The 26926-nt window shown below is 68.4% G+C and carries 42 protein-coding genes; 4 read left to right on the forward strand and 38 right to left on the reverse strand.

Going from position 1 to position 26926, the window contains the following annotated elements; translation table 11 throughout:
* Positions 1-8: 8 nt before the first annotated feature.
* The 4 genes from DAETH_RS24110 to DAETH_RS24120 form a co-directional block, all read right to left on the reverse strand.
* Positions 9-221 (reverse strand): hypothetical protein, encoded by a 213-nt coding sequence (locus DAETH_RS24110; protein ID WP_264778966.1) that lies wholly within the window; start codon positions 219-221, stop codon positions 9-11.
* A gap of 50 nt (positions 222-271) precedes the next feature.
* Entirely contained in the window at positions 272-1072 is an 801-nt protein-coding gene (locus tag DAETH_RS24115; RefSeq protein ID WP_264778967.1) for a GIY-YIG nuclease family protein, read from the reverse strand.
* A 208-nt stretch (positions 1073-1280) separates the two neighbouring features.
* Complete coding sequence (locus tag DAETH_RS24770) at positions 1281-1514, reverse strand: HNH endonuclease (RefSeq protein WP_406585132.1); 234 nt, start codon at positions 1512-1514, stop codon at positions 1281-1283.
* 86 nt (positions 1515-1600) lie between these two features.
* Positions 1601-1939, reverse strand: a complete 339-nt coding sequence (locus tag DAETH_RS24120; protein WP_264778968.1) for a hypothetical protein — start codon at positions 1937-1939, stop codon at positions 1601-1603.
* 134 nt (positions 1940-2073) lie between these two features.
* Here DAETH_RS24120 and DAETH_RS24125 point away from each other — a divergent pair, with 134 nt between their 5' ends.
* Complete coding sequence (locus tag DAETH_RS24125) at positions 2074-2271, forward strand: helix-turn-helix domain-containing protein (RefSeq protein ID WP_264778969.1); 198 nt, start codon at positions 2074-2076, stop codon at positions 2269-2271.
* A 4-nt stretch (positions 2272-2275) separates the two neighbouring features.
* Here DAETH_RS24125 and DAETH_RS24130 read toward each other — a convergent pair whose 3' ends face one another.
* The 16 genes from DAETH_RS24130 to DAETH_RS24205 form a co-directional block, all read right to left on the reverse strand.
* On the reverse strand, positions 2276-2560 hold the full coding sequence (locus DAETH_RS24130) for a hypothetical protein (protein WP_264778970.1): 285 nt from the start codon (positions 2558-2560) through the stop codon (positions 2276-2278).
* Between the two features lie 104 nt (positions 2561-2664).
* Positions 2665-3342 (reverse strand): hypothetical protein, encoded by a 678-nt coding sequence (locus DAETH_RS24135; RefSeq protein WP_264778971.1) that lies wholly within the window; start codon positions 3340-3342, stop codon positions 2665-2667.
* The gene (locus DAETH_RS24140) at positions 3339-3572 is read right to left on the reverse strand and encodes a hypothetical protein (protein ID WP_264778972.1); all 234 of its coding nucleotides are present in this window, start codon (positions 3570-3572) and stop codon (positions 3339-3341) included. The genes DAETH_RS24135 and DAETH_RS24140 overlap by 4 nt, the downstream gene beginning before the upstream one ends.
* Positions 3569-4048: a hypothetical protein gene (locus DAETH_RS24145; protein WP_264778973.1), complete on the reverse strand. Its 480-nt coding sequence runs from the start codon at positions 4046-4048 to the stop codon at positions 3569-3571. Before DAETH_RS24145 ends, DAETH_RS24140 begins: the two co-directional genes overlap by 4 nt.
* A gap of 14 nt (positions 4049-4062) precedes the next feature.
* The gene (locus tag DAETH_RS24150; protein ID WP_264778974.1) at positions 4063-4440 is read right to left on the reverse strand and encodes a hypothetical protein; all 378 of its coding nucleotides are present in this window, start codon (positions 4438-4440) and stop codon (positions 4063-4065) included.
* On the reverse strand, positions 4437-4835 hold the full coding sequence (locus tag DAETH_RS24155; protein ID WP_264778975.1) for a hypothetical protein: 399 nt from the start codon (positions 4833-4835) through the stop codon (positions 4437-4439). Before DAETH_RS24155 ends, DAETH_RS24150 begins: the two co-directional genes overlap by 4 nt.
* Positions 4832-5197 carry a hypothetical protein gene (locus DAETH_RS24160; protein ID WP_264778976.1) on the reverse strand — a complete coding sequence of 122 codons (366 nt, stop codon included), beginning with the start codon at positions 5195-5197 and terminating at the stop codon, positions 4832-4834. The genes DAETH_RS24155 and DAETH_RS24160 overlap by 4 nt, the downstream gene beginning before the upstream one ends.
* Positions 5198-5401: a hypothetical protein gene (locus DAETH_RS24165; RefSeq protein WP_264778977.1), complete on the reverse strand. Its 204-nt coding sequence runs from the start codon at positions 5399-5401 to the stop codon at positions 5198-5200.
* Positions 5398-6126, reverse strand: coding sequence for a hypothetical protein (locus DAETH_RS24170; protein WP_264778978.1), 729 nt, complete (start codon positions 6124-6126; stop codon positions 5398-5400). The genes DAETH_RS24165 and DAETH_RS24170 overlap by 4 nt, the downstream gene beginning before the upstream one ends.
* Entirely contained in the window at positions 6123-6521 is a 399-nt protein-coding gene (locus tag DAETH_RS24175; RefSeq protein WP_264778979.1) for a hypothetical protein, read from the reverse strand. The genes DAETH_RS24170 and DAETH_RS24175 overlap by 4 nt, the downstream gene beginning before the upstream one ends.
* 3 nt (positions 6522-6524) lie before the next feature.
* Positions 6525-7337 (reverse strand): HU family DNA-binding protein, encoded by an 813-nt coding sequence (locus tag DAETH_RS24180; protein WP_264778901.1) that lies wholly within the window; start codon positions 7335-7337, stop codon positions 6525-6527.
* Between the two features lie 69 nt (positions 7338-7406).
* The gene (locus DAETH_RS24185) at positions 7407-8300 is read right to left on the reverse strand and encodes a phage major capsid protein (protein WP_264778902.1); all 894 of its coding nucleotides are present in this window, start codon (positions 8298-8300) and stop codon (positions 7407-7409) included.
* Between the two features lie 96 nt (positions 8301-8396).
* Positions 8397-9758: a phage protease gene (locus DAETH_RS24190; RefSeq protein ID WP_264778903.1), complete on the reverse strand. Its 1362-nt coding sequence runs from the start codon at positions 9756-9758 to the stop codon at positions 8397-8399.
* The gene (locus tag DAETH_RS24195) at positions 9755-11512 is read right to left on the reverse strand and encodes a phage portal protein family protein (RefSeq protein ID WP_264778904.1); all 1758 of its coding nucleotides are present in this window, start codon (positions 11510-11512) and stop codon (positions 9755-9757) included. Before DAETH_RS24195 ends, DAETH_RS24190 begins: the two co-directional genes overlap by 4 nt.
* Positions 11513-11515: 3 nt before the next feature.
* Positions 11516-13159, reverse strand: a complete 1644-nt coding sequence (gene terL / locus DAETH_RS24200) for a phage terminase large subunit (protein WP_264778905.1) — start codon at positions 13157-13159, stop codon at positions 11516-11518.
* Complete coding sequence (locus DAETH_RS24205) at positions 13071-13742, reverse strand: transposase (protein WP_264778981.1); 672 nt, start codon at positions 13740-13742, stop codon at positions 13071-13073. The genes terL and DAETH_RS24205 overlap by 89 nt, the downstream gene beginning before the upstream one ends.
* 245 nt (positions 13743-13987) lie before the next feature.
* Between DAETH_RS24205 and DAETH_RS24210 the strand changes: the two genes are divergently transcribed.
* Positions 13988-14365: a hypothetical protein gene (locus tag DAETH_RS24210; protein WP_264778906.1), complete on the forward strand. Its 378-nt coding sequence runs from the start codon at positions 13988-13990 to the stop codon at positions 14363-14365.
* Between the two features lie 107 nt (positions 14366-14472).
* Here DAETH_RS24210 and DAETH_RS24215 read toward each other — a convergent pair whose 3' ends face one another.
* The 6 genes from DAETH_RS24215 to DAETH_RS24240 are packed head-to-tail and all read right to left on the reverse strand — an operon-like array spanning position 14473 to position 17966.
* Complete coding sequence (locus DAETH_RS24215; protein ID WP_264778907.1) at positions 14473-14670, reverse strand: hypothetical protein; 198 nt, start codon at positions 14668-14670, stop codon at positions 14473-14475.
* A 3-nt stretch (positions 14671-14673) separates the two neighbouring features.
* On the reverse strand, positions 14674-16221 hold the full coding sequence (locus DAETH_RS24220) for a hypothetical protein (RefSeq protein WP_264778908.1): 1548 nt from the start codon (positions 16219-16221) through the stop codon (positions 14674-14676).
* The gene (locus tag DAETH_RS24225) at positions 16218-16610 is read right to left on the reverse strand and encodes a hypothetical protein (RefSeq protein WP_264778909.1); all 393 of its coding nucleotides are present in this window, start codon (positions 16608-16610) and stop codon (positions 16218-16220) included. Before DAETH_RS24225 ends, DAETH_RS24220 begins: the two co-directional genes overlap by 4 nt.
* Positions 16611-16625: 15 nt before the next feature.
* Positions 16626-17339 (reverse strand): metallophosphoesterase, encoded by a 714-nt coding sequence (locus tag DAETH_RS24230; RefSeq protein WP_264778910.1) that lies wholly within the window; start codon positions 17337-17339, stop codon positions 16626-16628.
* Positions 17336-17569: a hypothetical protein gene (locus DAETH_RS24235; RefSeq protein ID WP_264778911.1), complete on the reverse strand. Its 234-nt coding sequence runs from the start codon at positions 17567-17569 to the stop codon at positions 17336-17338. The genes DAETH_RS24230 and DAETH_RS24235 overlap by 4 nt, the downstream gene beginning before the upstream one ends.
* On the reverse strand, positions 17562-17966 hold the full coding sequence (locus DAETH_RS24240) for a hypothetical protein (RefSeq protein ID WP_264778912.1): 405 nt from the start codon (positions 17964-17966) through the stop codon (positions 17562-17564). Before DAETH_RS24240 ends, DAETH_RS24235 begins: the two co-directional genes overlap by 8 nt.
* Positions 17967-18245: 279 nt before the next feature.
* Between DAETH_RS24240 and DAETH_RS24245 the strand changes: the two genes are divergently transcribed.
* Together DAETH_RS24245 and DAETH_RS24250 are read left to right on the forward strand one after the other, a co-directional pair.
* On the forward strand, positions 18246-18836 hold the full coding sequence (locus DAETH_RS24245) for a ParA family protein (protein ID WP_264778913.1): 591 nt from the start codon (positions 18246-18248) through the stop codon (positions 18834-18836).
* Entirely contained in the window at positions 18833-19117 is a 285-nt protein-coding gene (locus DAETH_RS24250; protein ID WP_264778914.1) for a hypothetical protein, read from the forward strand. Before DAETH_RS24245 ends, DAETH_RS24250 begins: the two co-directional genes overlap by 4 nt.
* Here the strand turns inward: DAETH_RS24250 and DAETH_RS24255 are convergent.
* From DAETH_RS24255 to DAETH_RS24310, 12 genes are all read right to left on the reverse strand, one after another.
* On the reverse strand, positions 19112-19489 hold the full coding sequence (locus DAETH_RS24255; protein WP_264778915.1) for a DUF1064 domain-containing protein: 378 nt from the start codon (positions 19487-19489) through the stop codon (positions 19112-19114). The two genes, DAETH_RS24250 and DAETH_RS24255, sit on opposite strands and share 6 nt — an antisense overlap.
* 380 nt (positions 19490-19869) lie before the next feature.
* Complete coding sequence (locus tag DAETH_RS24260) at positions 19870-20175, reverse strand: hypothetical protein (protein WP_264778916.1); 306 nt, start codon at positions 20173-20175, stop codon at positions 19870-19872.
* A gap of 116 nt (positions 20176-20291) precedes the next feature.
* Positions 20292-20780, reverse strand: a complete 489-nt coding sequence (locus DAETH_RS24265) for a hypothetical protein (protein WP_264778917.1) — start codon at positions 20778-20780, stop codon at positions 20292-20294.
* Between the two features lie 133 nt (positions 20781-20913).
* On the reverse strand, positions 20914-21210 hold the full coding sequence (locus tag DAETH_RS24270; RefSeq protein WP_264778918.1) for a type II toxin-antitoxin system RelE family toxin: 297 nt from the start codon (positions 21208-21210) through the stop codon (positions 20914-20916).
* 87 nt (positions 21211-21297) lie between these two features.
* Positions 21298-21876 carry a hypothetical protein gene (locus tag DAETH_RS24275; protein WP_264778919.1) on the reverse strand — a complete coding sequence of 193 codons (579 nt, stop codon included), beginning with the start codon at positions 21874-21876 and terminating at the stop codon, positions 21298-21300.
* On the reverse strand, positions 21873-22238 hold the full coding sequence (locus tag DAETH_RS24280; RefSeq protein ID WP_264778920.1) for a hypothetical protein: 366 nt from the start codon (positions 22236-22238) through the stop codon (positions 21873-21875). Before DAETH_RS24280 ends, DAETH_RS24275 begins: the two co-directional genes overlap by 4 nt.
* Before the next feature lie 176 nt (positions 22239-22414).
* The gene (locus tag DAETH_RS24285) at positions 22415-22945 is read right to left on the reverse strand and encodes a hypothetical protein (RefSeq protein ID WP_264778921.1); all 531 of its coding nucleotides are present in this window, start codon (positions 22943-22945) and stop codon (positions 22415-22417) included.
* Positions 22942-23442 (reverse strand): HNH endonuclease signature motif containing protein, encoded by a 501-nt coding sequence (locus tag DAETH_RS24290; RefSeq protein WP_264778922.1) that lies wholly within the window; start codon positions 23440-23442, stop codon positions 22942-22944. The genes DAETH_RS24285 and DAETH_RS24290 overlap by 4 nt, the downstream gene beginning before the upstream one ends.
* Positions 23439-24005 carry a hypothetical protein gene (locus DAETH_RS24295; protein ID WP_264778923.1) on the reverse strand — a complete coding sequence of 189 codons (567 nt, stop codon included), beginning with the start codon at positions 24003-24005 and terminating at the stop codon, positions 23439-23441. Before DAETH_RS24295 ends, DAETH_RS24290 begins: the two co-directional genes overlap by 4 nt.
* Positions 24002-24223, reverse strand: a complete 222-nt coding sequence (locus DAETH_RS24300; RefSeq protein WP_264778924.1) for a hypothetical protein — start codon at positions 24221-24223, stop codon at positions 24002-24004. Before DAETH_RS24300 ends, DAETH_RS24295 begins: the two co-directional genes overlap by 4 nt.
* Positions 24220-25122 (reverse strand): DnaB-like helicase C-terminal domain-containing protein, encoded by a 903-nt coding sequence (locus DAETH_RS24305; protein WP_264778925.1) that lies wholly within the window; start codon positions 25120-25122, stop codon positions 24220-24222. Before DAETH_RS24305 ends, DAETH_RS24300 begins: the two co-directional genes overlap by 4 nt.
* Positions 25119-26855: a hypothetical protein gene (locus DAETH_RS24310; protein ID WP_264778926.1), complete on the reverse strand. Its 1737-nt coding sequence runs from the start codon at positions 26853-26855 to the stop codon at positions 25119-25121. The genes DAETH_RS24305 and DAETH_RS24310 overlap by 4 nt, the downstream gene beginning before the upstream one ends.
* Positions 26856-26926 lie beyond the last annotated feature (71 nt).

Genomic DNA, 26926 nt, shown 5'->3' on the forward strand with positions numbered 1-26926 from the left:
ATGTGGCCCTACGGGGCGTGCTGCTGGGTCGGCGCGGGCGTCAAGGTCACGAGCCAGGAGGCGTGAGAGAGCCCGTAGAGCAGGGCCAGTACGGCCAGTACGCCGAGCAGGATGAAGTTCTGTCGCCTCTTGTCCACGCTCGGGGGCTGACTGCGCCGAACCTCCGCGCGGTACGCCTCCTCCGCTTCTATGCGGACTTTTGTCTCAGGGTCGAGTTCCACGCCGCAGCTTAAACCGCCCCGAAGGGCGGCACGCGCCTGAATCGGGGGACCTACCCCGATACGTCACTTACGCGGGCGCAGCGAAACCCTCTATGCGGCGCCGTCTGCTTCCCGGCTGCCAGTTTCCTCATGGCCGACTGGTGCAAGCCCTGCTGCTCACAGAAGACGCGAAGGTTGGGTACCGTCTCCGTCCTGCCGTCCGGCCAGGTCACCCGGTAAGGTCGCGCAGAGGCAAGGGCACGTTGCCGTGCCACCTGCTTCTGCTTCTCACTGGAGGGCCTGCCTGCCGTACTTCCAGCGGTGGCGGAGACGTTGTAGCCCCCGTGGACAGCGAAGGCATGGAGAAAGTCGATCCATGCCTGTTCGACCAGGATAAGAATGGACCTGTCGCTGATTGCCTCCAGCAGGTCGAATTGAAAGCATTCAGCTCCGTCACGGTTCCAGGCTCTTTGAAGGCGTGGGGAATGATGGTTTCCCTGATTGAGGCGCCAGAAGTGGGTACCCCAGCGAGACCTCACGTCATGGGCGCTGCCCACGTAGACCTGACCGGTCTTCAGGTTACGGATGGCGTAGACGCCGCTGATACGGAAGGGGACGTGCCCGATGGCCTTGAGGGCTGCCGTCTTTACCTCGTCGCGCGTGACAGCAATATGCAACAGGCCGTCAGGGGCATCGAGGCTGAGCCCTTGCTTCTGCTTGCGGCGCTCGTAAGCTTTCCTGTTGCGGGCTTGATGCTCTTCCTTGGGAAGGGCATCGTAGTTTTCCTTTAATTTCCGCCTGGTACATGACCTACAGGCCGACACCCGTCTGTTCACGCCACGCAACAGGTAGAAGTTGTCGAGGGGAAGCATCAAGGCACAGGAAGAGCAGCGTTTGTGACCCTCCGGCACCTCGTCGGCCCGCCGAGGCTTCAACGCCTGCTTCCGGTAGTACCACTCTCTCTGCACCCTGCGGGTGCACACTTTGCACTGCATCCGCAGGGTGCCAGGCCGCTTGCCTGGGTGAAAGTGTTGACCTGTGGCGGGCTTGCCCTCGCGACAGGTGGAGCATGTCCTGATCTCAGTCATCCCGCCCACATCCCACATCGAAACGCGCGGGCCTGAAGTCCCAGGGAAACTTGGACCCCTTCGCCCGGTTACAGCCGGGGCAGGCGCAAACGATGTTATTCATAGCGTTCGCTCCCCCTCGGCTGAGCGGAATGAAGTGGTCCACCTGAAATTTGTTCCGCCCCACGAGTTCCAGCACCTCCCCGCAGTAGTGGCATCGCCCCTTCTGCCGGTCGAACCTGAGCATCACGTCCCACCGATCAAAGCTGCCCGCCGCACCGTACTGCTTGGCGCGGCGGCGATGCCCGGACCGGTACGCATCGCCGCCGCGAATCACCGCTGCCCCCTAGGCGGAGGGACGATCCGGCGCTTGGCGAGGATTCCCAGGACGAAGCTGTCAAGGGCGATGTTGTCCGCCATCATGCTGAACAGCTCGTTCCAGTCGCGGTGAAAGGATGGGTGGGCCTCCCACACGTCCAGCCAGTCGTTCAACGCCAGATCGAGGAGCTGCTTCAGGTGGTCCAGGCCCGCGTTGAAAGCGATGATCACCTGGACACACTCTCCGCAGTAGAACCCCGTTTCGCTTCCGATGGTGATGATGACGCCCGGCCTTTTGCCGCACCGCTCACAGGCCCTGGGATCGTTGCCGCCGCCTTCCGCGTACACTGTCATACGAACCTCCGAGTTCGCAGAGAAGGGGACCGGCTTTCCACGGCGAGGTCCCTTTTCTGCTCCCGGTATTATTGCAAAGTCGGCAATAGTATGTCAACATTGGCAATATGAACGTTGGTGCTACGATCAGAGGGATGAATCCGGAAGTGCGTCAGGCGGTACGAGAGGCGATGAAGGACCGCGAGCTGACGCAGGTGGAACTTGCTCAACGCCTCGGCATGACGCAACCGGCGCTCGCCAAGATGCTCACGGGCCGCACCGGGCAGGTGCCTGAGAGCTGGCAGAAGGTGCTTGACGAGCTTGGGCTGAAGCTCATCGCGGTCCCCAAGTAGCTGCTCAGCTCGCCGCCGCCCGCTCAATCTCGTCCAGCGGCATGATCCGGTGGATCAGGGCCTGGAAGACCCAGTTGGCGCCGCGCAGGTGCGGCAGCGCGTCCAGTACCGCGCGCGCTTCCCCCTGGTTGAAGCGGAAAGGCGTGAGCGAGTCGGGCAACGCCCAGGGCCGCATCAGTTCCTCCGGGGTGTACACCCGGCTCTGCGGCAACTTCTTGGCGTTCGGGTCCTTGCCGCCGTGCGAGTTGAGGTAGGTGGCGATGAACTGATAGACCGGCAGCGCGTCCATGTAGCGCAGGGCCCGGGTTTCTTCGACTCCCTCCTCGACGAGCGCGACCGGCAGGGCGAATACCTCGTGTAGTGGGGTGTGGTACGCCCGCGCGTACTGGGCGCTCAGGCTGCGGAGGCGCTCGACCCGTCCGCCGAGGCGGCCTCCGCTGGCGCGTTTGGGGCTGCCTCCTGCTGCGGGCCGTTCTGGAGGTAGCTGGTCAGCGCGGTGACGTCCGGCGTGCCCAGATTGGCGCGCAGCCAGGCCACCTCAACGGGCTGTTCGTCCACCGCCCGGTTCGTGAGCAGCAGGGCGAGGAACGCCAGCCCGCCCTCGATAGCCTCGCGGGTGCTTTTCGCCGCACCGATCATGGCGGCCTCGCGCTGCTCCGCAAAGGACGGGCGCAGGGGCCGGAACTCGCGGTCCTGCACAGTGAAGGTTTCTTCCTCCCACGCGCCGAGTTCGAACGGGCCCTCGGGGCGCTGGCCGGTGCGCAGAAAGTGGAGCACCTTCGCCAGGTTCGAGGCGCCGAGGTTCATGCCGGCCCAGCCTGCGGTCACGAGGGGCTGGGGCTCGCCCTGGACGCGGCTCTGGAGCAGGTCCGCGACGATGACGAGCTGCTCGTCCAGGAACGCCACCGTCTCCTGCGGTTCGAGCGTCTCCAGGTCGTAGCGGTCCCCGACGTCCGAGAGCGACAGGTCCTCGTCCACGGTGAGCGGGCGGGTGAAGAAGACGAGCCCGGCGAGGGTGAAGGGCAGGGTCTTACGGGACTGAGTACCGAAAGCGAGCTTGCTGTGTCTCATGTTGTGACCTCCACGGTCAGTGGGATGCGGGTGTTGATGGAAAAGGGGTCCACGTCGCGGGGGAGTCGGACGCGGACCTGGGCGCCATGCTCATTGGTGAGCGTCGCGGCGGCGGGGAGCGCGTCCAGGCGCAGGGCGAGAACGACGGCGTGCAGCTTCCCCTGCTGCACGCCGTGTTCGCTCATGACGACAACGCCGGGCGCATCCTCCCAGGCGTCGCGCCAGATCACGCGGGCTGGTCGCCCTTGTCGGGCATTCCGTTCGAAGCGATCTTCGGGTTCTGGACCGTGACCGTGGCGCTGGAGGCCGACTTGATGACCCAGGAGTTCACGGTCATCGAACCCTTGTAGATGGCTTTGCCAGCGCCGACGCCCTCGGGCAGGAACTCGTAGGAGACGGGCGTCTTGTTGCGGGCAGCCGTCTCCATGATCACGAGGGCAGGATCGTCCTTGATCCACTGCATCTCGCTCAGTTCGAGCACGCCCGTCTCACCCACAGGGATTTCCACGTCGTCGCCGCCGGAGGCGAAGTTCGAGAAGGAGATGGTTTTGTTCTCGAAGCCAACCGTGGTCTCGGAGGCGAGCGAGAGTTCCTTGTGGTTCGCCGAGGTGTCGGTGGTGCCGTCGGGTTTGACCAGGGCGACGCGGAAGATGGACTCGCGGCCGAGGGTGACCTTCTGCTGGAGCTGTGCGGCGGTGTACGTCATGGTGGGGCCCTCCTTCAGGGCGTGATGGTGACCAGCATCTGGTCGGGGTAGCGGTCGGTGGCCTGCAACACCTGCGGGGCTGGGGTGCCCCGAAAGGCCGTGGCGAGGGCCTGCCACACCGGCGTCAGCGTCCTCCCGTCGTGGGAAACGGCGCGCACCGGGTAGTGGTCGATGGTGATGGCCCCGGCAAACGTGCTGATCACCGTGGGCTCGGGGGTGGCGGGGATCAGGATTTCCAGGCCCCGGACGGTGACGCCTTCAGGAGGGTCACCGACGTGCAGGGCTGGGGTCTCCTGCCCCCCGGGGTAGCGGTAGGTGCCGAGCACAACGTCCGCGTCCGCGAGAGCCCACTCGACTGCCTCGCGCAGCTCCGGGAGAGTGAGCTGTCTCATCCCTTCCTCCAGGCTTTGGCGAACTCCTCGGGCAGATTCAGGCTGCGGATGGCCGCGAGCGGCGCATTCCTTGCCGGGAGGCTCCCCGCGCGCTTCCTGAACACCGCGCCGAGGAAGACGGCGGCGGCGTGGTCAGCGTCCCAGGTGAGGCGGTAGTTCAGCGTACCCATTCGGCGCGGTTCCGACTGGCTGGCGGCCAGGGTCCCCTCGTCGATGATGTTGCGCGTCAACCCCGCCAGCTCGCCGTTTCTCCGTTCGGTGACGTTCGGCCAGGTCCAGACGCGGGCGCGCAGGAGCGCCTGCGTGCGCTCCCCGACCCGGGCGGTGGTGGCCTTGAGGGCCTGGTCCGCGCGGGCGTCGAGGGTCCCGAAGTCGAGGGTGACGCGGACGGTCATCCGGCCCCTTGGTCCTCGGGCGGGGCGTACGGATGGATCTGGTGCAGCAGGGCCTCGATCTCGGCCAGCGCGCCGGCCCTGGCCCGGTCATACTCGCGCTGCTCCTTCTCGAAGGTCCCGTAGGCCCGGCGGACGGTGGCGTTGTAGCCACTGAACCCATCCAGGATGAGCAGGGCCGCGCCACGCAGGGTGACCTCATGACGCTCCTGGTGACTGACCCTGGCCGGGTCGAGGTGCACGGTGGTGTTGCGCGCCCGCCCCTGCACCACGTAGACCACAGCCTCCTGCTGGTCTGGGGTCTCCACGACGGTGACGCGCGCAAGGAGCCTGTCCAGCGCGGTCTTCTTCTGCCTGCGAGTCACCTATGCCTCCAGCGCCGCGCTGATCGCCGCGCGGATGCGGTAGCCCTCGACGGCCTCGGGTGGGGCGTGTTCGGGGTTGAGCACGAGGTGGGCGATGTCCCCGCCGCCCGTGTAGTCCACGGTGATCTGGGCCGCCGCGTCAAGGGTGGTGTCCTCGCGCACAAGCACGCGCTTGAGGGCCTCGGGGATGGGTGACTGGGTCATGTGGTCCTCCAGGTGGCGAGAAACCGGGTTCCGAACTGCCGCTCCTGCGCGAGGTCCTCGTCCGGCCACGCCAGCGCGAGGGTGAGCCTGCCCCTTTGCCCGTCCAGCTCCAGCGGCGAGGACGACCCCCACCCCACGTTCGCCGGGCGTGCCTGCGGGTGCTCGACGCTGCCCCAGCGCCCGACAAGGACGAGTTCGGCCTGATCGGCGCCCACCGTCTCGCGGATGCGGGGGTCGGTGGTGGCGGTGAGGCGGACGGGCACCTCGACCGCTGCGCCGGACGCGGGCCGCTTGTTGCCGGTCTCGGGGTCGGTCACGAGACCCGGGCCGGAGAGGGTGAAGGTCAGTGTGGAGACGCGGGTGCGCCCGTGCAGGGGCGTGAGCCGCAGCAGCCAGGCCACGTCCGCACCCCCCGCGTTCTCGGGTGGACTGTCCGGGGTGAACACCTGCCCGCCCAGGGTCACCAGCGAGAAGCCCAGCGAGGAGACCGGCGCGCCGTGAAGGAGCAGGCCGAACCACGCCACCGAACGGACCTCCGGCGCCTTGGCGTCCGCCCCTCCCCTGCCCTCGTCGCTCCACGGCAGCAACAGCGCCCGCGCGGGCACGTCCGCCACACCAGGCCGCCGGATCAGTACGTCCTGCGCGTGGTCGGAGGCGAGCACCGCCTGCACGCCGGGCCGCCCGATACGCTGTACAAAGGCCTTGCTGGGAATCTGGAAGCTCACCAGCGCCTCCGCACCCGGGTGACGACCTCAATCTGGTCCTCACCCCCCGCACTCAGCCCGGCATCGTCGAGGTGCTGCTGCGCCTTCGTGGCGAAATCGGGCAGGCTCACCGTCTGCGCCTTGCTGAGCTTGAACTTCAGCGGGCCGAGTTCGAAGCTCTCGGCCGCCTGCTCGGCTACGGTGATCAGCCCGTTCCCGGCGAGGATGCCCAGCGCGTGGGCGCAGGCCGCGTACTTCACGTCCTGAAGCGCGCCCCCGGTCGGGCTGGCCTCCACTTTCTCGACCTGCCGGGTGGCCCAGTGGTTGCCCTGCGCCAGGGCGCCCCCCACTTCGGCGGGCAGGGTGAGGCCCACCGCGTAGGCCCGCAGCTCAGCCTCCGAGGCGTAGGCCGTCACGCCTCAGTCCGCCGTGCCGGTGGCGTTCTCGCCCTGCGTGCCCACCGTCGCCGTCGGATCGCTCGTCGGTGTGACCGGCTGCTGCTGGCTGTCGTTCAATCCCTGCTCGAACTCCAGCGGCGGCAGGTCCTGGGCGTCTGCGGCGGTGCCGGGTGTGCCGGGCTCGCCGAGAACCGGCGCCGGGGCTCCCACCGCCTCCCGGTAGGCGACGACCTCGGCCGCCTCCTGCTCCGTCATCCCAAAGGCGCGGAGCTGGTCGGCGGTGTAGAGCGCGAGCTGCTTCGGCCCCCGGATGCCCAGCTCGCCGAGACGCACCAGGTGGGGCACGTTCTCGGGGAAGGGCACGTCGAGCAGGCCGTCCTGGTACGCGACGATCACGCGGGCCCCCGGCTCGCCCACATCGGGAATGTCGGCGAGTTCGGACTCGTCGAGGCCCTCGATGCTCGCCCCGGTCGTGTACCCGGCGGCCACGAGCTCCGCCTGGAAGGGGAAGTCCGCGAGGAGCCGCACCTGGTCGTCGGCGCGCAGGGCGACCTCCCGCTCGACGGCCTTGACGACCTTGCCCGCGTCCATCTTGCTCAGGCCGGTGCGTTCGGACACCTCGGCCACAGAGGCGCCGTTCAGGTCGTCGAGCGTGGTGAGGTTCTTCTCGACCAGGATCTTGCGAATCCGGTCGGAGACGAATCTGCGCGGCAGGGCGAACCCGGCGATGGCCTCTGCCTTGGCCTGATAGACCATCGCGGTGGCGTCCTCGCCCGCCTGTTCACGGGAGAGAACCTTGTTGCGGTAGTGCCTCCGGAGAGTGCCTACCCCCATGTGAATCACCTTCCTTTGAAGAGAGGGCGGATCAGCAACGAGCACAGGCCCAGTGGCCCGGGCCTGCCCTCACTTGCTGACGATCTTGGCGACGCCGGTGCGGGTGCTGCCGGGCATGCGCTTGTAGCGATGCGCCAGCCAGTAGATGTGCACGGCCGCCACCCGGGAGTCGGTGAGGATGTCCTTGTCGGTCTGCACCTGGAAGTCGCCGTTGTACCAGAACAGCATGCTGTTGTCGCGCGCCAGCAGCGTCTCGTACTTGCGGTCCGCCTCAGTCGCGCCCGCGATGGTGAGCTTGTCGCTCAGCGTGTACGGCACGCCCACGAAGCGGCGCGCCCCCTGGCCCTGGATGGCGTCGCTGACGAGCGGCTTGCCGTCCCCGTCCTTGAGCAGTTCGACGTCCGCGCCGACCTTGGAGTGCATCGTCATGCTGCTGACGCTCTGCCCCTCGTCGCCCCACAGGTACTTCGCCTTGACCACGCCGTCGTACCCCAGGGTGCTCTTCCCGTCGATGGGGTTGGTCACCAGGTCGAGCACCAGGTCGGTGGTGCGGGCGACGTCGATCAGGGCCTTGTCCGCGCGGCGGAACACGGCCTCGCGCAACTGGCGTGCCGCCTCCGCGTAGGGGTCGGCGTAGGAGATCGACATCTCGGCCCACTCCGTGACCTCGAAGGCCTTGCCTGAGTGGTGCACGCGGGCTTCCTCGCTGGTCATGGTGAGCTTGGCGGGGGTGAGTGCGGGCAGCGCGCCGTCGCCGCCCTCGTCGTCGGCCAGGTCTTCGAGTTCGCCGAGGTTGCCGAAGTACGGCACCTGCACGACTTCGCCCTTCTTCGTGCTGCCGAGGCTGCCGTTTACCTTGACGGCCTTGCTGCCCCACAGGGCGTTGATCCCCGCGAATTCGCCCTTGATGGCGTCTTCGAGCAGCTCGGGGATGATGATGTCCTTCTTCCGGGTTACGGGCATGGGTGTCCTCCTGGACGTGAGAGGGCGGAGGGCCGGGGGGCGGCACGAATGAGCCGCCGGTCACACAGACCCGGCGGCTGGGGTGAGTGGAGGGCTTCAGCCCTGGCCGCTACGCTTCAGGTGGTCGGCGCGCAGGTGGTCGTAGGTCGCCTTGTCCGTGAAGTGCAGGTTGTGCTTGTCGGCGCCGGACATTTCCGCCCAGGTCTTGCCGTTGAAGCGCAGCGGCTCAGCGGGAAGGTCGCCGCCCAGATCCATGTCGGCGGCGGGGGGCGTTACCGGGTCGGCGCTGAGCTGGGCGATCACCGGCGCGTGCTCCAGGAACGCGCTCAGCGCCTCGACGGTCTGTCCGGCCGCCCACGTCTCCAGCGCGGGCGTGAGCTTCCGATCCTGCTTGCCCTGGGTGATCAGGGCATTCAGGCGCGTGGTGCGCTGCTCGGTCTCCAGGTCGCCGATGCGGACCTGCGCCGCCGAGAGCAGGGTGGCCGCCTGGGCGTTCGCGGCGACGACGCCCAGCGCGGCCTGCGTGTCGGTCTGGCCGGTGGCGGAGAGAAGCTGGCGCTGAAGGCTCTCGCCCTCCGCGAGGCGGATGTTGAGGGCGTGAAGGGCGTCGGCCTCGGTGGCGGTGGCCGCGAGGCCCAGGGCGGTGAGCAGGGTGCGCATGGTCTGTCCTCCTTGGACGGGGATGTACTGGCGGGCTACCTCGGTCGCGTCGCTGCCGAGGGTGACGGCCGTGCCGAGCACGGTGTAGGGCACGCTCCAGAGCCGCCCGGCGTACTCGAAGACCGCGTGGTCGTTGAACACCTCCACGAGCCAGACGCTCTGGAACCGCTCGTCGAGGGCTTTGCAGAGCAGCCCGTACAGACGGTCCAGGCTGACGCTCGCCTGGTGGTCCGGCGTGCGGAAGTCGCGCACGTTGGCGGCCACCAGCGGCGTTTGATTGTGGGTGGCGGGCAGGTTCGTGAGGGCAACGTTCCAGATCCGGGTGATTTCTCCGGTCGTGTCCGCGTCGAGGGCCGGGCTGAAGTAGCGCCACTCCTTGTCGCGGATGGCCTGCGCGGCCGCCGGGGTCCAGGTGATGTTCGTCGCCCACAGGCCGTCCGTGCGCAACTCCAGCCGGAACCACCCGGCCGCCTTGCCCTTGTCCGGCGCCCCGCCTTCTGCCCAGAAGGCGTGGTCGTAGTCGAAGAACAGGTCGTTGCCGTATTCCTGGGCGAAGGCCATGCACAGCTCGCCGCTGCGCCTCGTGAACTGGAACGTTCCGTACACCGTCTCCACCGGGCCGTACGCCCAGATGTGGAATTCGGTGGGCGGCTCAGAGCCGATGGGGATGTTCACGTTCAGGCGCGTGGGCCGGGCGGGGCGGCTGGGCGCGCTGAGCAGGTAGCCGGGGCTGGCGCGGGCCGAGGGGGCGGCGCTGAGCGCCAGGGCGAGGGTCGCGGTGATCAGGGACTTCTTCATGGGTCCTCCTCCGGGGGTGGCAGGCGGCCCCGGTGGGTCTCTTGGCCGAAGCTGAAGGCGTAGCGGTCGGCGCCTACCCAGAGCTGGAGTTCGGTGAACACCGTGTCGATGGGGGTCAGCCGGTGCAGCGGGTTGGGCGCGTCCCCGTCGAGGTACGCGAGCGTGATGTGCGGCGTGAAGCCGTGCAGGCTGCTGGCCTCCAGGCCGTGTTCGCGCGCCCGGTCGAGCACGTCCTCGCGCAGGGCGAGGAGCGCCGGCGCGTCCACCGTGGCGTGGAAGGCGTCCTTCTCCGGCAGGCTGAAGCGCCCCAGACCGCCGATCACCGCCGTCACCGGGTCGTCGCGGTTCTCGGCAGCGGTCCGCAGCTCGCCTTGCAGGCCGCGTAGGGCAGTCGGGTCCAGGTCGTCCACCTTCCCGAAGAACGCCAGCGTCAGGTGCAGCTCCCCCCACGCCTCGCCCCCCTCCTGCGCCAGGGCCTGCGCGACCTCCGGGTCCGGCACCAGGCACGCCAGGACGCCGTCCGGGACCTTGCTCGGCCGGGCGGCGAGCTGGTGGACGCGGGCCTGCACGCCCGGTTTCGGGGCTGCCTCAGGCCTGCGCGTGAGCTTGAACCGCTCGAGCAGCGGGTCCACGTCCACGCCCAGGGCGTCGAGCTTTTTCAAGGCGTCGCCCGCCGTGTTCAGTGTGGTCGCGAGTTCCTTGAGGTCCTCCGGCGGAGTGGTGTCCCACTTCGGCCAGGGCGCGAGCCGCCGCTCGCCGAAGTTGAACTCCGTCCACCACGACCACTGCTGCTCGTGCAGGGTGGTGCTCAGGCTCTCGCCGTCGCTCTCGATCAGGTCGAGGCGGATGTCGTTGTGGACGCTCGCCGCGCTGTGGCTGCCGGCGGTCACCTGCGAGGTGAGGTTCTGCCCCGCGACCGCAATCGCCATGCCCATGTTCGCCGAGTCGATCTGCGCCTTGAAGGTGCCCCAGGTGTTCGCCGAGGCCTCGACGAGCTTCAGGTCGTACCCGGGGGGCAGGGCGATGGCGGTATCGCTGCCGAGGTCCGAGAGGTCCGCCGCCAGGGCCTTGCGGGCCTCCTTGCTGGCCGTGTCCGGGGCGTGCCCCACCTTGATGGGCCTGCCGTGCTGCTCGCTGTAGCTCGCCCAGTCCTGCCTCGCGTACTCCTTGAGCATCCACCACAGCGCGCAGGCCCGCCACACGCCCTGCGCCCACGGGCGGTGCATCCCGTAAGGGGCGTACAGCACCCAGGTGCCGTCCCCCGGGGTGAACGACCGTTCACCCTCCGCCGTGTTGATGAACCATCCGCGCGTCACGGGGTCGAAGCGCAGGTGCCGGGGGTGCCAGAACTTCAGCACGGGCAGCATCCGGCCGGTCTGGCGGTCCTGGGTCCAGACGAGCTGACCGGGACCGAGGCCGAAGAAGATGCCCCAGCGCAGCACCTGATCGAGCTCGCTCTCGGGGTTGGCTTTCCACCAGTCGTGCTCGGAAGCCTTGATGATCGGCGTGCGCCTCGCCGCCCCCTCAGCGGGCTCGAAGCCGAAGCCGAGCCCGAGGAGGCCCTTCACCCGGCTGCCGAGCGCCCCGGTAACGCGGTCGTCCGCGAGGACGGTGTCGCACAGGTCGGCGGCCAGGCGCATGGAGCCGGTCTCGGCGCGCCGGAAGGCGCCCCGGACAAGGTCCGGGTTCCACTCGGTGAACACACGCTCAGACGGCTCGGCGTGGACGGTACGCTCGATTTTTACCTTCGCCATTCATCACCTCCCCCGGGTGCCGCGCACCCTGGAACTCTCGTACTCGCCCGCGTTCGCCGCCGCGTCGGCGCGTTGCAGGTACTGGGTCATCACGTCGATCTCGTCTTTCAGGCCGTTCGGGAAGGCTGTCAGGTTCGTTTGCAGAGGGTCCATCCAGGCGAACAGTCGCGGGTGCGGCAGGTACACGTTCCCGGCCTCGACGAGCGGCGTGACGCCCGTGGCGCGGGCCTCCTTGGAGGCGTACGGCATGACCGGGAGCATTCCCCCCACCCGGCCGCGCAGCATCTGCATGGCCGCCGGGCCGTTCGCCTTGTCCTCGATCAACTTCCCGGTGACCTGCGGCCAGCGAGCCGTGAGGTCGAGGAGCTGCGCGATGGTGGCAGGCAGGTCCCACTTGTCGCGCACCTGGTCAAGCAGGAAGGAGTCCGCCTCGACGGAGCCCCAGACCTGCCCGACCACGAAGCTGCTCGCGTTCGTGTCTTTGAAGGACATGTCCCAGCTCTGCATCAGCTCGCTGAAGAACTGACCGGGAGCCAGGGCGCGCAGCTCGGCGAGCGTGTAGGGCAGCACGCGGATGGGACATTCGATCAACTCCTCTCCCCGCTTGACGCGGATGGGCTGGTGCAGCAGGTCGGTGCGGTCCTTGGGGATCCAGTACCGCCACCACCACGGCTTGAAGATGTTGCCCTCGGCGGGCACCGGGTCCTGCTGGTGCTGCCCGCTGTAATCGGCGCTGCCCAGCTTCTTGCGGGCCGCCTGGAGGGCCGTCTTCGGGAACAGACCCGGGAACAGCAGCTCCCCGGCCTGCGTGCGCGGGTCGCTCCAGCCGATGGAGGTGGGCCGCTTCGCCTTGGCCGGGTCGTACTCGGAGGGCAGGCACACGTGGTCGTAGCCGCCCTCGGCATGGTCATCGCCCGACTGGGCGAGGATGTGCCCGGAGAGGTCCTCGACGTGCAGGCGCTGCATGATCACGACGAAGGCGCCGTACTCCAGGTTGTTCAGGCGGCTCCCCATCGCCTTGTCCCACCAGTCGACGACCGCCTGGCGGGCCTTGGGGTTCTGGGCATCGAGCGCGCTGATCGGGTCGTCGACCACGATGGCGTCGCCCCGGTGACCCGTGTTCGCCCCGCCCACGGTCAGGAAGAGGCGGAAGCCGCGCGCCGTGTTGAAGTAGTAGGACTTCTCGTTCTGGTCGGGCTTGAGGGTCCACTCGGGCCGGAACGTCTCCTGATACCAGGGCGAGGTCAGGAGGTCGCGGCACTTCACCGAGTCACGCACGCCCACCGCGCTGTCGTAGGAGAGGAACAGCGCGCGCCAGCCCGGGCGGCGCAGCCACACCCAGGCGGGCCAGAAGACGTTCACGATCAGCGACTTCATGTGCCCTGGGGGCACGTTGATGAGGAGCCGCTTGATGCCGTCCGGCGTGGCGATCCCGGCGGCCACCGCCTCCAGGTGGGCGCACAGCACGTCGATGTGCCAGTTGTCCGCGAAGGGGGTATCGGGCTCGAGGACGTGCCAGCCCTGCCGGATGAACTCCCCCAGGCGGCGCCGGGCCTTCTCAGCCCTGATCTGCTCCAGGCTCGTCTGCGGCCCCAGCTCCGGCTTCGGCTTTCTCGTAGAGCTTCTCGAGGTGGTCGAGCTCGTCATCGCTCAACTTCCCGAGGTCGAGCTTGCCCTCGTCGCGGTAGCGGATCGGCCCCTTCCCGCCTTCGCCGGTGAGCGAGAGGCTGTTCCCCCAGTCCTTGCGGTTGCGCCGCTCGAGGAACCAGCGCGCGAGGCTGGGGTTGGGCAGGGTCTGGTAGGTGGTGACGGTGGTCTCCTCCTCCAGCAGGGTGCGGTCCGTTTCCATGACCAGCCGCCTTCTCTCGGAGCCGGGGCCCCAGTCGGGATCGGGTTCGTCCTGCACCAGCGCCTTGCGTTTGACGACTGTTTTCGTGACCTTGCGTCCCCCCACGGCAGCGTCCCAGACGATCTTGAGGGCCTTTTCCTCGGCGATGGCCTGCGAAGCTCGGACCCTCTCCGAAAATCCGAAAAAGGGGGAGGCGCGGTCCTCCGCTTCTTCCGCCTCGTCGCTCTTCTGCTTCCAGAGGTGGAACGTGCTCTCGCTGATGCCGTGGCGGTCACACACGACCGTGACCGGGTTCCCGGCCTCCAGCATCTTGCACAGCTTCTTGACCAGCTCCTCGTTGTACTTGGTCGGGCGGCCTGGGGGGCGTGATGCAGTGGCAATGGTGTCTCACCTCCTTCCGGGTGACGTGCACGAAGGCGGCGCTGCGGCCCGGTGTCTTCAACCGGGCCGTCATGCACCACCACGGGTTTTGTATTAAGTGGCTTCTTCGGGGCCTGTCCCTCCCCGTGACTTGCACGGGGCCCCTGAACTCAGGACCTCGCGCCTTGCACGTTCCCCCGCACCGAGGGCGGGCCGGTGGAGCAGGCGCACACCCAGGAAAGCGGCCGGGTGGGACAATGCGGTGCATGGCGAGATTCAGAGAGGTTGTCGAAGCCGTTCGGCAGGCGGAGCAGAACAGGGCGGCGTTCGAGCAGCGGCTGACCCTGTTCCTCTCCGACGTCGTCGGGAGTATGGAACGGGAAGTCGCGGCGGAAGGCGGCGAGCTCCGGCGACGCAAGCCGGCATCCGTCAGTGGCAGGTTCGCGACCGGCGAGTACGAGTTGCAGTACCCACAGGGCATCAAAACCCAGCCTCGCGTGTTCTCGCTCTACGTCGGCGAGGAGGGAAATCAGATGACCATCGGCCTGGACAGCAACGGTGGTGGGGTCGTCACAAACGCGCTGGACGGTGTCGATCAGGTGTTCCAGTTGTTGCTGGACACGTCACCGAGAACCGTGGTCTAGGATCGCCTGCACGGCAAACCCCTGCGCTCAGGCGGTGGCGTGTGGGTAGAGTTTGGGGAACTTAAAGAAAATTAAGACCTTTGTGTCGGTGTTTTGTCAAGTCCCCCTCAGCGGGGAGGGTCGTCCACGTCGTCGAGGTCCAGGTCTTGAAGAGCGAGGCCGGCCAGGTCGGCGAGAAGTTGGGCCTGTACGCGCTCAAACCGTTCGCTGCCCGCCGGATAGTCCTCCACCCGGCTGAGCAGCTCGCGGGCACTCCTGGCGTTCAGCACCTCGTCCTCCAGGATCTCCAGGTACGGCTCCGTCATGGCTCACTCTAACGGGGCCTGCCGGGGCTCGGGCGGCGGGTGAAAGCCCCGTGCCGGTCGCCACTCAGGGATCTCCTCGTCCAGCACGTCGTTGAACTCGGCGGGCAGCGCGAGGCGGATGCACTCCAGCGCGTCCGTCAGGTACGGGTACTGCTGCTGCACCGACACGCGCAGGACGAGGCTCCCCTCCTGCTCCCGGTAGATGGGGTGCTCGTCGTCGTGTGCGCGGCGGCCCGGCTTCTTGCCGTCGTGGCGGTCACTGGTGTCCTCGATCCAGCGGCACAGGTCACGCCAGCCCAGGGGGCCCACCCGCAGGCCGGTCGCCGCCTCGAGTTCGGCTGCGTTCGCCACGATCACCGAGTGGCCGTCCTCCCCGTACACGATGGTGAGCCGGGTGTAGTGCTGGGTCATGCCCTGGTAGCCCTGCTGCTCGTCATAGTGCTCGTCGCGCACGGAGAGGATGTCGCCCCGGAAGTAGCGGCCGGTGTGGAACTGGGGCCGCAGAGCCTCGACCTCGCGGCTGGCCTGTCGGTACTCGTGACGGTGCTCGCGGTGGCGCTCGAGCACGGCGTGGGCCTCGTCGAGCCGGCCGCGCATCAGGAGGGCAGACACCTCGAGGGCGGAGGTGACCATCGACCGGTAGGCGTCCGAGGCCTCGCGGTGCAGCTCGCTGGGGCGGGGATCGCGCCTCGCGGGCTGCTCGATGGCGACGTCCTCGGCCCGGCCCGCGTCCCGGATCGCGCGGCGGACGTGCCGGCCGATCTTCGGGCCGTCCACGCGTACGGCGTCGTCCACGAAGTACCGCCGGTGAATGCAGCGCGCGATGACGTTGTGCATCCGGCGGGTCTGCTGATCGAGCTGCTCGGAGGTCAGGGGCGTCCGGGTGGCCGTTTTGGGGCGCGCGGGGGGCGGGACCAGGCGGGCAGCTCCGGGAACGTGGCTGCGGCCCGGAAGGAGGGCGCGGCGGCTCATGGCGTCGAGCTCGGCGTGGCGGCGCAATTCTTCGGCGAGGGCCCGCTTCTCCTCCGCACTGGAGCCCTGGGGCAGGGTCATCCCCGCGAGCAGCGCGAGGCGGTGGCGCACGGCGGCGTCGAGAGGCTCGCGCCCTCGGAGGGGGTGCTCCAGGTCCTCGGGTGGGAGCATCCCGCGTGCGGCGAGGTCCTGATCCAAGGCGTGCAGCTCGTCGAGCAGGCCCAGCAGGTTGGTCCAGGCCGGGCGGCTGCGGGCGTCCACCACGGCAGGCGGGTCCTCGGGGGGGACGGGACGGTCCCGGAAGGGCGCGGGCTTTTCCACCGGCTGGAGCTGGCCCGGGGCCACCGCTTCCTCGTGCCCGTCCGGGAAGCGCACCCGCAGGCTGGGGTGGCGCACGTCATTGCGGGGTGGGCGCACGACTGTTACGAGCTGCCCGGTTCGCTCGTGCCGTCCCTTCCTCGGCTGGAAGCGGAACTCGGCGCCGACCTCGAACTGCCGGAACTGACGGGCGCGGCGGTTGCGGTCGGCGTCCTGCTGCCTCGCGAGGTAGGGGGGCAGGCCAGGCGAGCGGTTCGTCACGCCTGCCCCTGGACGTGGTCGTGCAGGGTGTCGAGCAGCCGGGTGCGCTGGGCCGCCAGGCGGAGGCGGGCGAGCTCGCCGAGGGCGGGTCCACGGCGGGGCGCGTGGGCGGGGCCGAGGCGCTCGAAGTACCGGTCGATGGTCTCGGTGCCCGTTTCGGTCAGGATGTACCCGCCCCCGTCTGGTCCGTAGGGCACCCACCGCATCCGGCCCTCCCGGGTCAGGCGGCGCAGCAGGGCGCGGTGCTCGTCGGCCATCGGCGTGATCGTTTTCGGCTCGTCGGGCACGCGCAGCCCCGCGAGTTCGAGACTCTGGACGGCCGAGAGGGGCACGGCGCACAGGACGCTGAGCAGGAGGTATTCGTCGGGCATGGCGGGCATGGACTTCACGGGTCACTCCGGGGATTAGGTCAGGCGGGCGAGGGCGGTGTGTTCCCCCACGGGCAGGCGGGCAGCGGGGCGGCTCCCGTCCACGGTGTGAAGTTGCGCGCCCAGGTCCGCGAGGTCGAGGGTGGCGAGCACGCCGGACTTCCAGGCGTACGTGTCGAGGTAGACCGCCTGCGTTCCGTCCGGCCAGGTCAGCAGCAGGGGCAGGTCGGCCCGGTCACCGCGCATCGTCCGCGTGGGCGTGTGACCGTGCACGGCGAGCGTGCAGCCCCGGGGCAGCGGGTTGCGGCCGAGTTTGCGCTCCACGTCGGGGCGGCCCCACAGGTGATCGGGGTGAGTGTTCGCGCCCCAGCCTCCCGAGCCCGGCACGTGCGGCGCGGCGTGGGAGAGGTACACGTGCCCCACGCGGTGCCAGTGCACGCCGTGCTCGAGCAGCCACTCGGCATCGGCGCGGCCGGCCGCGAGGTCCGGCCACTGGAACACGGTCTGGAGGTTCCACAGGGCCTTGGTCCTCATCCCGTGTGCGAACAGGTGGTCGTGGTTGCCCAGACACAGGGTCGCGCGGCCGGACTCGACGAGGGCGCGCACGCGGGCCACCACACCGGGCGCGTCCGGGCCCCGGTCGACGAGATCGCCCAGGAACACGAGGGGGCGATCCGGGTACGCCGTGAGCACCACGTCGAGGAGGTCGCTCCTCCCGTGAAGGTCGGGAATCAAAACGGGCCAGTTCATACGGGCTCCTCGGGGGCGTGCAGGCCCAGGTCGTGCAGGTAGTGCGGGACGCGGTCGGGCAGTGGGACGTAGCCGAGCCGCTCGCGGGTCCGGGCGGCGCCGACGCGGGCGGCCGAGAGGAGGTCGCCCATCTCGCGCGAGGCGCGCCGGACCTCGCGGCGCAGAACGCGCAGGCTCTCGATCTGCCGGGCGTGGCGCTCCTCGCGGGCGCGGCGGGGGTGCTCAGTCATCTCGCGCTCCTCGGGCGGCCCGTGCCTTCGCGTTGCGTTCCCGGGTGCGGCGCACGGCCTGCGCGGCCTCCCACGCCCGGGCGAGCGCCTCATGCCGGGTCTGGGCCCGAACCTTGCGGCCGCACCCCAGGGCGTCGGCTCTCCATACCCGGGCGAAGTAACAGCGCTCTCCGTTCACCAGGGCGCTCGTGAGCTTGTACTGCCAGCCCTGGGCGTCGAGCCGGTCCATCAACTCCAGCAGCGGCGAGGACACCTCCGGCAAGGCGCGCAGGGGCGGGAGGTGGGGGCTGAAGACCACGGGCCTTTCCCCGAAGTGCCCCTCGTCCTGCACCTCCTCCAGGGTCCTCAGGCTCAGCTCATCGAAGGTGAAGGCCACCCGCTTGCTCTTAATTCCCATGCCCTCTCCTCTCCCCCACCGGGAAGTAGTGGTCACACCTCGCGTCCGGAGCAGTCATCACGCGGTCCTGAACGCTCAGCGTCTGGCGGCCGACAAAGCCGGGACGCAGCCTGTCCCCGCACGGGCGAAACGCTAGGTACTCGGCCGCTTCAAACCGGTGCGGCCTCGCGTGCTCTCTCCACAACGGGCAGGTCGCACAGCTCTGCTCCCCCGTCACAGCGTCACACAATCACAGGAGTGAGGCTGTGTAATTTGGTGGAAGTGTGGGATAGTGAGGGTGTGAGAATCATCAGTGTGCTGAGCAGGAAGGGCGGCGTCGGGAAGACGCTGCTGTCGGTGGGCATCGCGCAGGTGCTCGGCGAGGCGGGCTTTGCGGTCGCGCTGCTCGACCGGGACCCGGAGGGCTCGGCGATGGGGTGGCAGCACAACGCCGAGGCGGGCGGCGTCACCCTTCCCTACCGGGTGATCGGCCCGATCCAGGCGGCGCAACTGGGGAGCGGCGTGGACTTCCTGGTGATCGACACCCCGCCGAACGACACCCGGATCCTGCGCGACACGGCCCGGCAGTCGAACGTCCTGATCGTGCCGCTGCTGCCGGGTGCCGGCGAGGTCGACCGCGTGCAGGAGACGGTGGCCGCCCTGGGCGAGGCCGAACTCGTCGAGGGGGCGAAGCTCGGCTTCATCCTCAACCGCCTGGACAACGACAACGTCAGCGCGAGCATGCCCGGGGTCCTGGAGGAACTCGGGTACCCGGTGGTCGCCCACGTCCGCAAGGCGGTGGGGTACCAGCGCGCGTTCGGCAACCTGATCCCCCGGGACCTCACGCCGCCCTTCGAGCAGGCCCTGCGGGAACTGGAGGTTCTGGCATGAGCAAGAAGGTGACGGACGCCAACTCCATCCTGGGCGTGGCGCGGCGCGCCCACGACGTGCCTCGCCCCCAGGCGTCACAATCTCACACAACCACATCACCACAGGAACACACGACGGTGACGGCACAGGAGACCGCCCCGCCCGAGCGGCGGGTGAACGTTGCGATCCGGGCCTCGACGCACAAGGCGTTGAAGCTGCTCGCGGTGCAGCAGGACCGGACGGTGCAGGACCTGGTCGACGAGCTGGCCCAGGCGTACCTCTCCCAGCAGCGGCCGTCATGACGCCACCCACTGCCCGCGCTCGCGCCTGAGTGAGCGCACCGTCGCCCACGGGTAGAGGGCCCGGACCTGGCCGGCCTTGAGGCGGTACAGGTCCGTTTCCCTGCCCTTCGGGTCGTCGAAGGTCACCGTGCCGTCCCCCCAGAACACCTGGAAGTCGCAGACGTACCGGGTGTTCCCGGGCAGGTGGAAGGGCACCTGCCGCAGGAAGCCCACGACCTCCCCCGCGTTGATCAGGGCCCCCAGGTGGTCGTAGTACGCGGCCTCGAGCTTCGAGTCGAAGCGCATCCCGTCCCGTTCCACCGCGACCGCACCGTACTTATGCCCCACCGGGCGCACCGCCGTCTTGCCCCGCCTCATCGTGTGGTCCCACATTTCCACAGGGTCACAGGACGGTGAGGGCGTGAGGAGGTGGCGAGGAGGTGGCGTCGCCTGCGGTACGTGGACCCGCGCGCCAGAGCCCGGTGCACGTGGGTCACCCACCGGAAGGGGCGGGGCGTGGGTGGGTACAGCTCGGCGAGCAGGGCTTGGAGGAAAGGCGGCGCACAGAGCACGGGGACCTCGCGGGCGTGGAGTCACCTCCTGGGTCTACGTAAACGTTTACGTAGACTTAAGATGCTTTTCATAATCTAGGCGCGGCGTCATACGCGGCTCTTACCGCCGACCAGGGTGAAGAGGCGTGCAGGACGGCCCTGTCCTCTCAACGTTTCGCCCGCCGGGGCCAGGGCCAGGGCGGGCGGGGGAGGGGAGAGAGCCTAGCGGCCTGGCATCTGAGTCACGTACTCGCGCACCTGTTCCTCCGTCCGGAGGGTCAGCGGCTGGAACGTCACGTGGATGGCGCGGTGAGCAAGGTGAGGGACCTTCTCCAGCACCACCGTCCGCAGGTCCAGGCCGGCGAGTTCTACCATCCCGAGCGGGAAGGGATGTCCCCGGGTCACGCCGGGCGAGGCCAGGCGCTCCGGGTCGGCCTCCAGCTTGCGCTGCGGGTAGACCAGGGCGAGGTCGTCGAGGATCAGGGCGGTATAGGGATGACGGTCGAACTCGAAGTCGATGATTTCCATACACGGGCACCGTAGCCGAGGGGGCGGGCATCGCCGCCGCCCCTTTCGACGGGGCGCCTCCCAGTCCCATCCTCGTGCCGATGCCTGTCTCGTTTGTCAGGGGGAGAGGCAGGGGCTCACCCCGAGGGGTGAGCGCAGATGGGGAGCGGTTCGTCGAGCGGCCGGAGGAGATGCCGGACCACGCCGTCGGCGAGCTGGAGGACCTCGAGGATCAGGAAGGCCTGGCCCCCGAGCAGGATGCGGTGTCCAGCGGGGCCGAGGGGGTCGGGGAAAGTGCGGGTGACGTCGAGCGGCGAGGGAACGGTCATGCCCGGAGCGTGAGCACCGTAGCGGGGGGACGGAGTTTCGGGAGGCAGCGGCGAGAGCACGTGCTCCACGCACCCGTCCCGTATCAGCCGGACCGCGAGGATCAGGAGGCGTTCAGCGCCGAGCGTGACCTGCTCTCCCTCGGGGCCGAGGGGATCGGGGAAGAGGCGGATGACGTGGGTAGGTGACAGTTCGGTCGTCATGCCCGCAGGGTCGAGGGGCGCGTGACACCACAACCGTTTCGTGGGGTGGGTGAGCGTGAGGCTCTGATCGTGGGCCGCCGGGTTCGGGGGACGCATGATTCAGAGCCTGCGCGCCCTGCCGGGCACGGCGGTACCAGATCTGGCGGCGCTCGGCGGCCGCAAACCGGCAGACCAACGAAGACCCCCCGCGCGATGCGCAGGGGGAGGTGGGGCTGGGGTACGGGAGTCGTCAGGTGCGGCGGCGGGCTTTGGCATAAGGATCGCTGCGGTGGCCTGCCTGACGGGCGCCGATGGCAAGCACCGTGACCGTCCGGGCGTTCTGATCGACCGCGTACACGACGCGGTACCGTTTGTCTGCCGCGTACACGCTGCGCAGTCCGGCGAGGCTGCCAGTCAAGGGCTTGCCGAGTTCAGGTCGCTCGAGCACCCGCGCGATACGGCGGTTGATCTGTTCGAGGGTCGTGGGGTCGATCTTCTTCGTGTCTGCCTTGGCCGCAGGGTCAAGGACGAGGGTGTACTGGCTCATCACTGCTCTCCGTATTGATGAAGCGGAGAGCAGTTGAACGCGCTCTCCTGGGTTTCTGCCGTCCTTCGGAATCAGGAGGACAGAAGCTCAGGGTGCGCAGGGTTGAACGGTGCGGGGAATACTGTGAGGTCGCCTGGGGAGGACACCATAACCACTCTGGATTCTGGACTTGAAACGCACCAGAGCGACAAGCAGCGTGACAAATCGAACAACGGGATTCCTTCTAATCCACTTCGAACTAAATAATCTAGTAATCGCCTTACCAACGTAGGGTAAAAATTCCTCCAAAAATTTGTGAATCAGGAAGAAGGAGGCCTTTTCCTGAATAGCAGCTTCCCTCAGAGAGGGCCATAATAAGTAACTTAAATCTTCAAGGATATAACGAAAGTTGACGCCTGACTTTCCACAAGCGTCTGCGTAACATTGAGCGAGCACCGAAAAGCCTTCCTGCCACACCAAGTCAACAACTCGACGCGCTCTCCGTATTTGCCCCGCAAGTTCTTCCTCGGTCCAGGATTGAACTTCGTGTTCATTGATCAGTCCGGCCCTTTCAAGTAACTCTGACTCCTCGAGGAGGGCAACGAAGTTCTTATGGAGAACCATCATCAACCGGTGTTGCTCGGAACGACTCAACTGCCGAAGGTTCTGGTCTAGCAGCTCATTCACGAGGGCACCTTCTGACTGCTGTTGTAGCGGGCCAGGCGCTCGAGGATGTCGGGGTGGTCGTCGAGGACCTCATTGGTCTCCTCGTCGTCGGTGTAGGGCACGCCGGCGGCGCTGTGGCGCACTTCGGCGGGCTCGACGCTGCCCGTGATCAGGTCACCGACCTGCACGGGCTTTCCGGTCAGGGCGCCGAGTGCGGCCATGAGGTGCTCCAGGTTCTCCAGGTCGAGGCGTTTCACGCTGTCGCCGCGTGCCATCGCGAACACACTCCCCCGGGCGACCAGACCTTCGGTTTCCTTCACGAGGCGGTAGGCCGTCAGGCCGTGCTCGCGCAGGAAGGTGTCGAGGGAAAATCGTAAGGCCATAGTGACAATAACCTATCACTAGTGACAGATACCCGTCAATAAGTATCGAAGTCTCGCTTGGCGAGGCGAAAGTTCGAGCGGACGGGGAGGGGTGGGTGGTGGGCCGAAGGGGTCGGGTTGCCCATAGGCCAGAGCCTGTACTCCTTGCCCCACGGAAACCCACGTTACGGCAAGTCTTAACCCCGCTTTGGCGTCCGGGGCACGGCGTCCCACCACTCCCGCGACTGCTGTGAGAGCAGCTCGGCTGCCCGGGTCCCCACAGCGTTGAACTCGTCCCAGGCCTCGGCCATCCGCTCCAGTGCCACCACGATCTCCTCCGAGGCGTCCAGACCATCCGGGACGCTCACCAGCTCGCGGCGCAGCATCCCGAGAGACGTGCTCGCCAAGGCGTCAATGCGGCTGAGCCTCGCGAGGGCCCGGCGCTGACGCTCGACCCGGCGCCAAAGACCGAGGTCGGCGGGCGGTTCGAGGCGCCGCCGGTCGGTCGCCCACCCGGCCGGGCCGCTGCCGTTCTCCTGCCGCCGGAAGCCCGCACCGCTCACCACCACCTGCGTGCCGGTCGCCCGGCTCACGACGTCCTCCTCGACCTGCACGAGGGTCACCCGGTCCGCCGCGAGGGCCGACCCCTCAGCCGGTACGAAGCGCACCACCAGCACCGGGTCGCCCGGTCGTAGGCCAGAGAGCCAGGTCAGGCGGTCCACGGTCATCGTCGCCGCCCTCGCTCGCACGCCCGGCACACCCGGCGGCCGTCGGGTCGCACCCTCAGGTTTTCACCCCCGTACCAGTGCCCGCGCGGGCAGTGCGACACGCGCGCCGCCCGGGCCGCCGCTCCCTCCCCACGCAGGATGTTCTCCCGGCTCGTGACGGCCTCCAGGTGATCCGGGTTGACGCACCGCCGGTTGCGGCAGCGGTGGTCGAGCACCAGGTCCTCGGGGATGGTGTGCCCGGCCAGGAGGTAGGCCACCCGGTGGACCGGGGTGGAGCGCCCCGCGACCCGCACGTGCCCGTAGCCGTCCGAGAGCGCACCCTGCCACTCCCAGCACTCGCCCGGCTCGCCTGTCTGGACGCGCGCCCAGAAGCGCTCCTGGAACTCGCCCGAGAACAGCGTCGCCTCGACGGCCCCGGGCTTGGGCAGCGGCCGCCGGGCAGGCGGCAATTCACCCAGCAGGGGCAGGAGGAGTGGGGCCGTCCACGTCCAGGTCATGAGGCCTCCAGCGTGACGTCCACGCGCCCGTCTGGCAAGTCCAGGACAAAGGGACGCGGGGGCCGCCGCTTCGGCCTCCAGCGGTGCCACCTTGCCGGGACCGGGGCGTGCACGGGCGTGACGGACTCGGCGAGGAGCAGGCCGGAGGCGGCGCGCAGCACCCTGCCGGTGACCGTCACGTGGAAGGTCGCCGGATCGAGGTCGAGCACCCGCCCGGTCGCGTGCAGGGTGACCACGAAGGGCAGGTCGGAGGCCTGCGACGGACACACCTTCACCCGGATCACGCCCTCGCCCCGGTCGAGCTTGAGGAGCTGGCCGGTGACGGAGACGCTGGTCCCGTTCGGAGTCTGAGCGGGCTGGAACAACCGGGGGTACGTGAACAGGTCGCGCAGGCTCCCGTCCGGGGCGGTGCGCGGGTAGGCCCGGACGGTCACGCGGGTCTCGCCCTCGGGCCGCCAGCCGGTGCGGATCGCCAGACCACCGACGAGCACACCCTTGCGGACGGGCGTGGCCCAGCCGGTGACCGTCACGACGGCGCGGTGGGGGAGACCCGGGCCCTTCACGATGCCTCCTGGTTCGGGCTGGGCGAGTCCTTCAGGACTGCCGCCTCACGCTCGAACAGCCCGCACATGCCGGAGCGGTCGCCGTCCTCGTAGGTCAGCAGGGCGACGGGGCGGATCGAGCCGGGCTTCAGGCCCAGCGCCTCCAGGTCGGCCGCCGTCGCGAGGCCCTCGGGGTAGGTGTTGTGGTAGCGGGGGAGGTCAGGCGCTTTGCGGGTCATCGAAGTCGCTGCACCTCCTCGGGTGCGAGGTTGTTGAACCGAAACATCTGCGGTTGAACCTGTACGAGTGCGGTCCCCACCGGACCGTTCTTCTGTTTCATGATGATCAGCTCAGCGATCCCAGAGCGGTCGGACTCGCGGTGGTAGAAGTCGTCCCGGTAGAGACCGATGATCACGTCCGCGAGGCCCTCGGCGGCGGGGGCAACCTCAATGTCTACGATCTGCGGGCGTTTGTTGGACCGCCGATCAGGGCCACGGCCGACAGGCAAGGTCACGATCACAGGACACCAGAGGGCCCGCGACAGCCCGCGAAGCACTCGCAGGGCAGCGTCCATCTGCTGCCCCGAATGGAGGTCGAGCAGCTCCAGCCCGTCGACCACCACCAGCCCCAGGGGCGACACCTCGTGCCGGGCACGGGTGGATGCCACCAGGTCCTCGAGGTTCATGGGGGAGGCGTCCGTCAGGTACATGTCCCGCTCGGCAAGCGGACTTGCGACGTGGGCGAGTTGCTCGAACTCGCGCTCGCTCAGCCAGCCCAGCATGGTCCGGGTAAGGTCGACCCGTCCGCCGCTCAACAGCATGCGCAGCGTCGCCATTCCCGGACTGAGATCGGCGCTGTGGTAGACCACCTGGCCGGTCACGTCCGTATGAAGGGCAATGTGCCCGGCTAGGGCGCTTCTTCCCATCCCCGACCGTCCCACGAGCAACACCAGCAGGGGCCCTCTCTGAACCAGGATCTGCTCATCCAGGTCCCGGAGCCCGAACAGGGAGCGTGACCCTCCACGGCGCTCGAAGAGCAGTGTGACCTCCTCGAAGGCGTCATGGACCCGATTCGCGATCAGCTCATCCGCGCCCCGCTCGTCAGGGTCCACGAACTGGGTTTCCTCGTTCTGCGTCATTCCAGGAACCGCCCTTCAAATTGATAATCGCGCACCAGTTCAATGCTGCTCACACGAACCCCACCGGTCAGAACAAATTTCGCGCCTACACCCGTCGTGCGGTTTCTGGTCATCTCGGTCGCGGTTAGGGTGAGCACCTCCTGGGTGGTCTTGTGCCGCCAGCGTGCCCCGGGCGAGTACCGGCCTTCTTCAGGCGTGGCGTCCACCTCGGCCTTCTTGGCTGGCAGGAGAGCGCCGCCGTTGTACCCACCATGCTGAGGCGACGTCTCCCGTGGTTTCCCCGGACTCACCTCCTTCACCCGGGGCGCCTTCACGGCCCCGATCAACCGGTCGAAGCCCCGGGCGGCCAGCGTGATCATGTTCCCCTGCGTCCTGCGGGCCTCCGCCTGGGCGATGCGCTTCACCTCCTCGATCTCCTCCAGGGTCAGCCGGGGCCAGTACTCGCCGCGCGGCAGGCACCCGGTCCGGGTGTCCTCACCCAGGTACTTCGTCAACCCCTTGCCGATCACCTCCCGCAGCGCCTGGTGCACCTCGCTCTCAGGAGGCGCAGGAAGGCGGGAGGAAAGCTCCTGAGGGGCAAGCGGGGCCAGGTCCTCCACGCCGGCGACCACGGGGCCGTCTGCGCCCTCTCGCGGCACCCCGCCCGCCGCCGCGCCCGGAATATTTTCAGGGTCCGTGGTCTGGCTCGGTGTGTCCTCGAACATGCGCCGGATCTCCTCCAGTGAACGGGCCGGGGCCTCGCCGTCCGCCGCGTCAGCGGCGCCGCCGTCAGGCGGTTCGTGTACGTCACTCCCGGAACCCGTGGCAAGCGAGGGCTCCGGGGCTTCCGGCGCGGGAAGATCTGGCCCGGCTTCATCTGTTGAAAGCGCAGCGTCTCCCGAGGAGGAGTGCGTGTCCTGGTCGCCCGAGACCTCCGAGGAACCGGGCTCGTGCGCGCGCGCGTCACCTTCAGCCTGGAATGCTCCTCCTCCGAATTCTCGTGGAGAAGAAGTCTCAGAGGAACTCTCGTAGTACGTGTCCCTAAATTTTGTCCCTTGGTCCTCTAAATTTTGAGAGGTCAACTCCCCAAAATTTTGAGAAGTTCCCGTGGTCCCTTCCGGGAGCGGATCACCCTGATCCTCTTCAGGATCCCCCTCCAGGTCGTCGTCGTCGCCCTCGTCGTCCACGCCCGCCGTCTCGTCGGGCACCTCCTGTGAGGCGGACGTGGGAACCGGGCTCACGTCGTCCGGGCTCCCGGCCTTCGCGTGGCGGCCGCGCTTGGCACCCTTCGCTTTCACGACCGGCCCGACATCCGGGCCCGCGAGGGTGGCCGCGAAGGCCTCTGGAATCAGCTCGATGTACACGACGTTGTGCAGCAGCTTGCCCTTGATGCGCTCGGTGCGGTAGTGGATGTGGATCAGGCCCGCGCGCTGGAGCGCGAGGCAGGCGTCCGAGACCTCGCGGTCGCTCATCCCGAACACCGCGCCGCGCCGGCCGTAGTTGTACTGGAGCAGGTCGCGCTGGAACTTGCGGGCGTACCCGACGAAGATCCCGCCCTGCTCCTCGTCGCGGACCTCCTCGGGGCGGTGCCAGTACAGCAGGTCACCGGCGATGGTGAGCATGTTGCGGTTGGGGCGGTTCGCCGAGGTGCGGAACTCGCTGCGGTGGTACCACACGTGTGGGGTAATGTTCCCCGTGATGTGCATCTGGCCGACGGCCAGCACGGCCGGGGTGGCCGGGCGAGAGATCTTCATGCGCGGGCTCCCACGCGCGCCTGGGGGAAAGTCCCCCGCCCGGCACGTTGACCGGGCACGCCCAGGTGCGT

The organism is Deinococcus aetherius, from assembly GCF_025997855.1.
In the GTDB taxonomy this organism is placed as follows: domain Bacteria; phylum Deinococcota; class Deinococci; order Deinococcales; family Deinococcaceae; genus Deinococcus; species Deinococcus aetherius.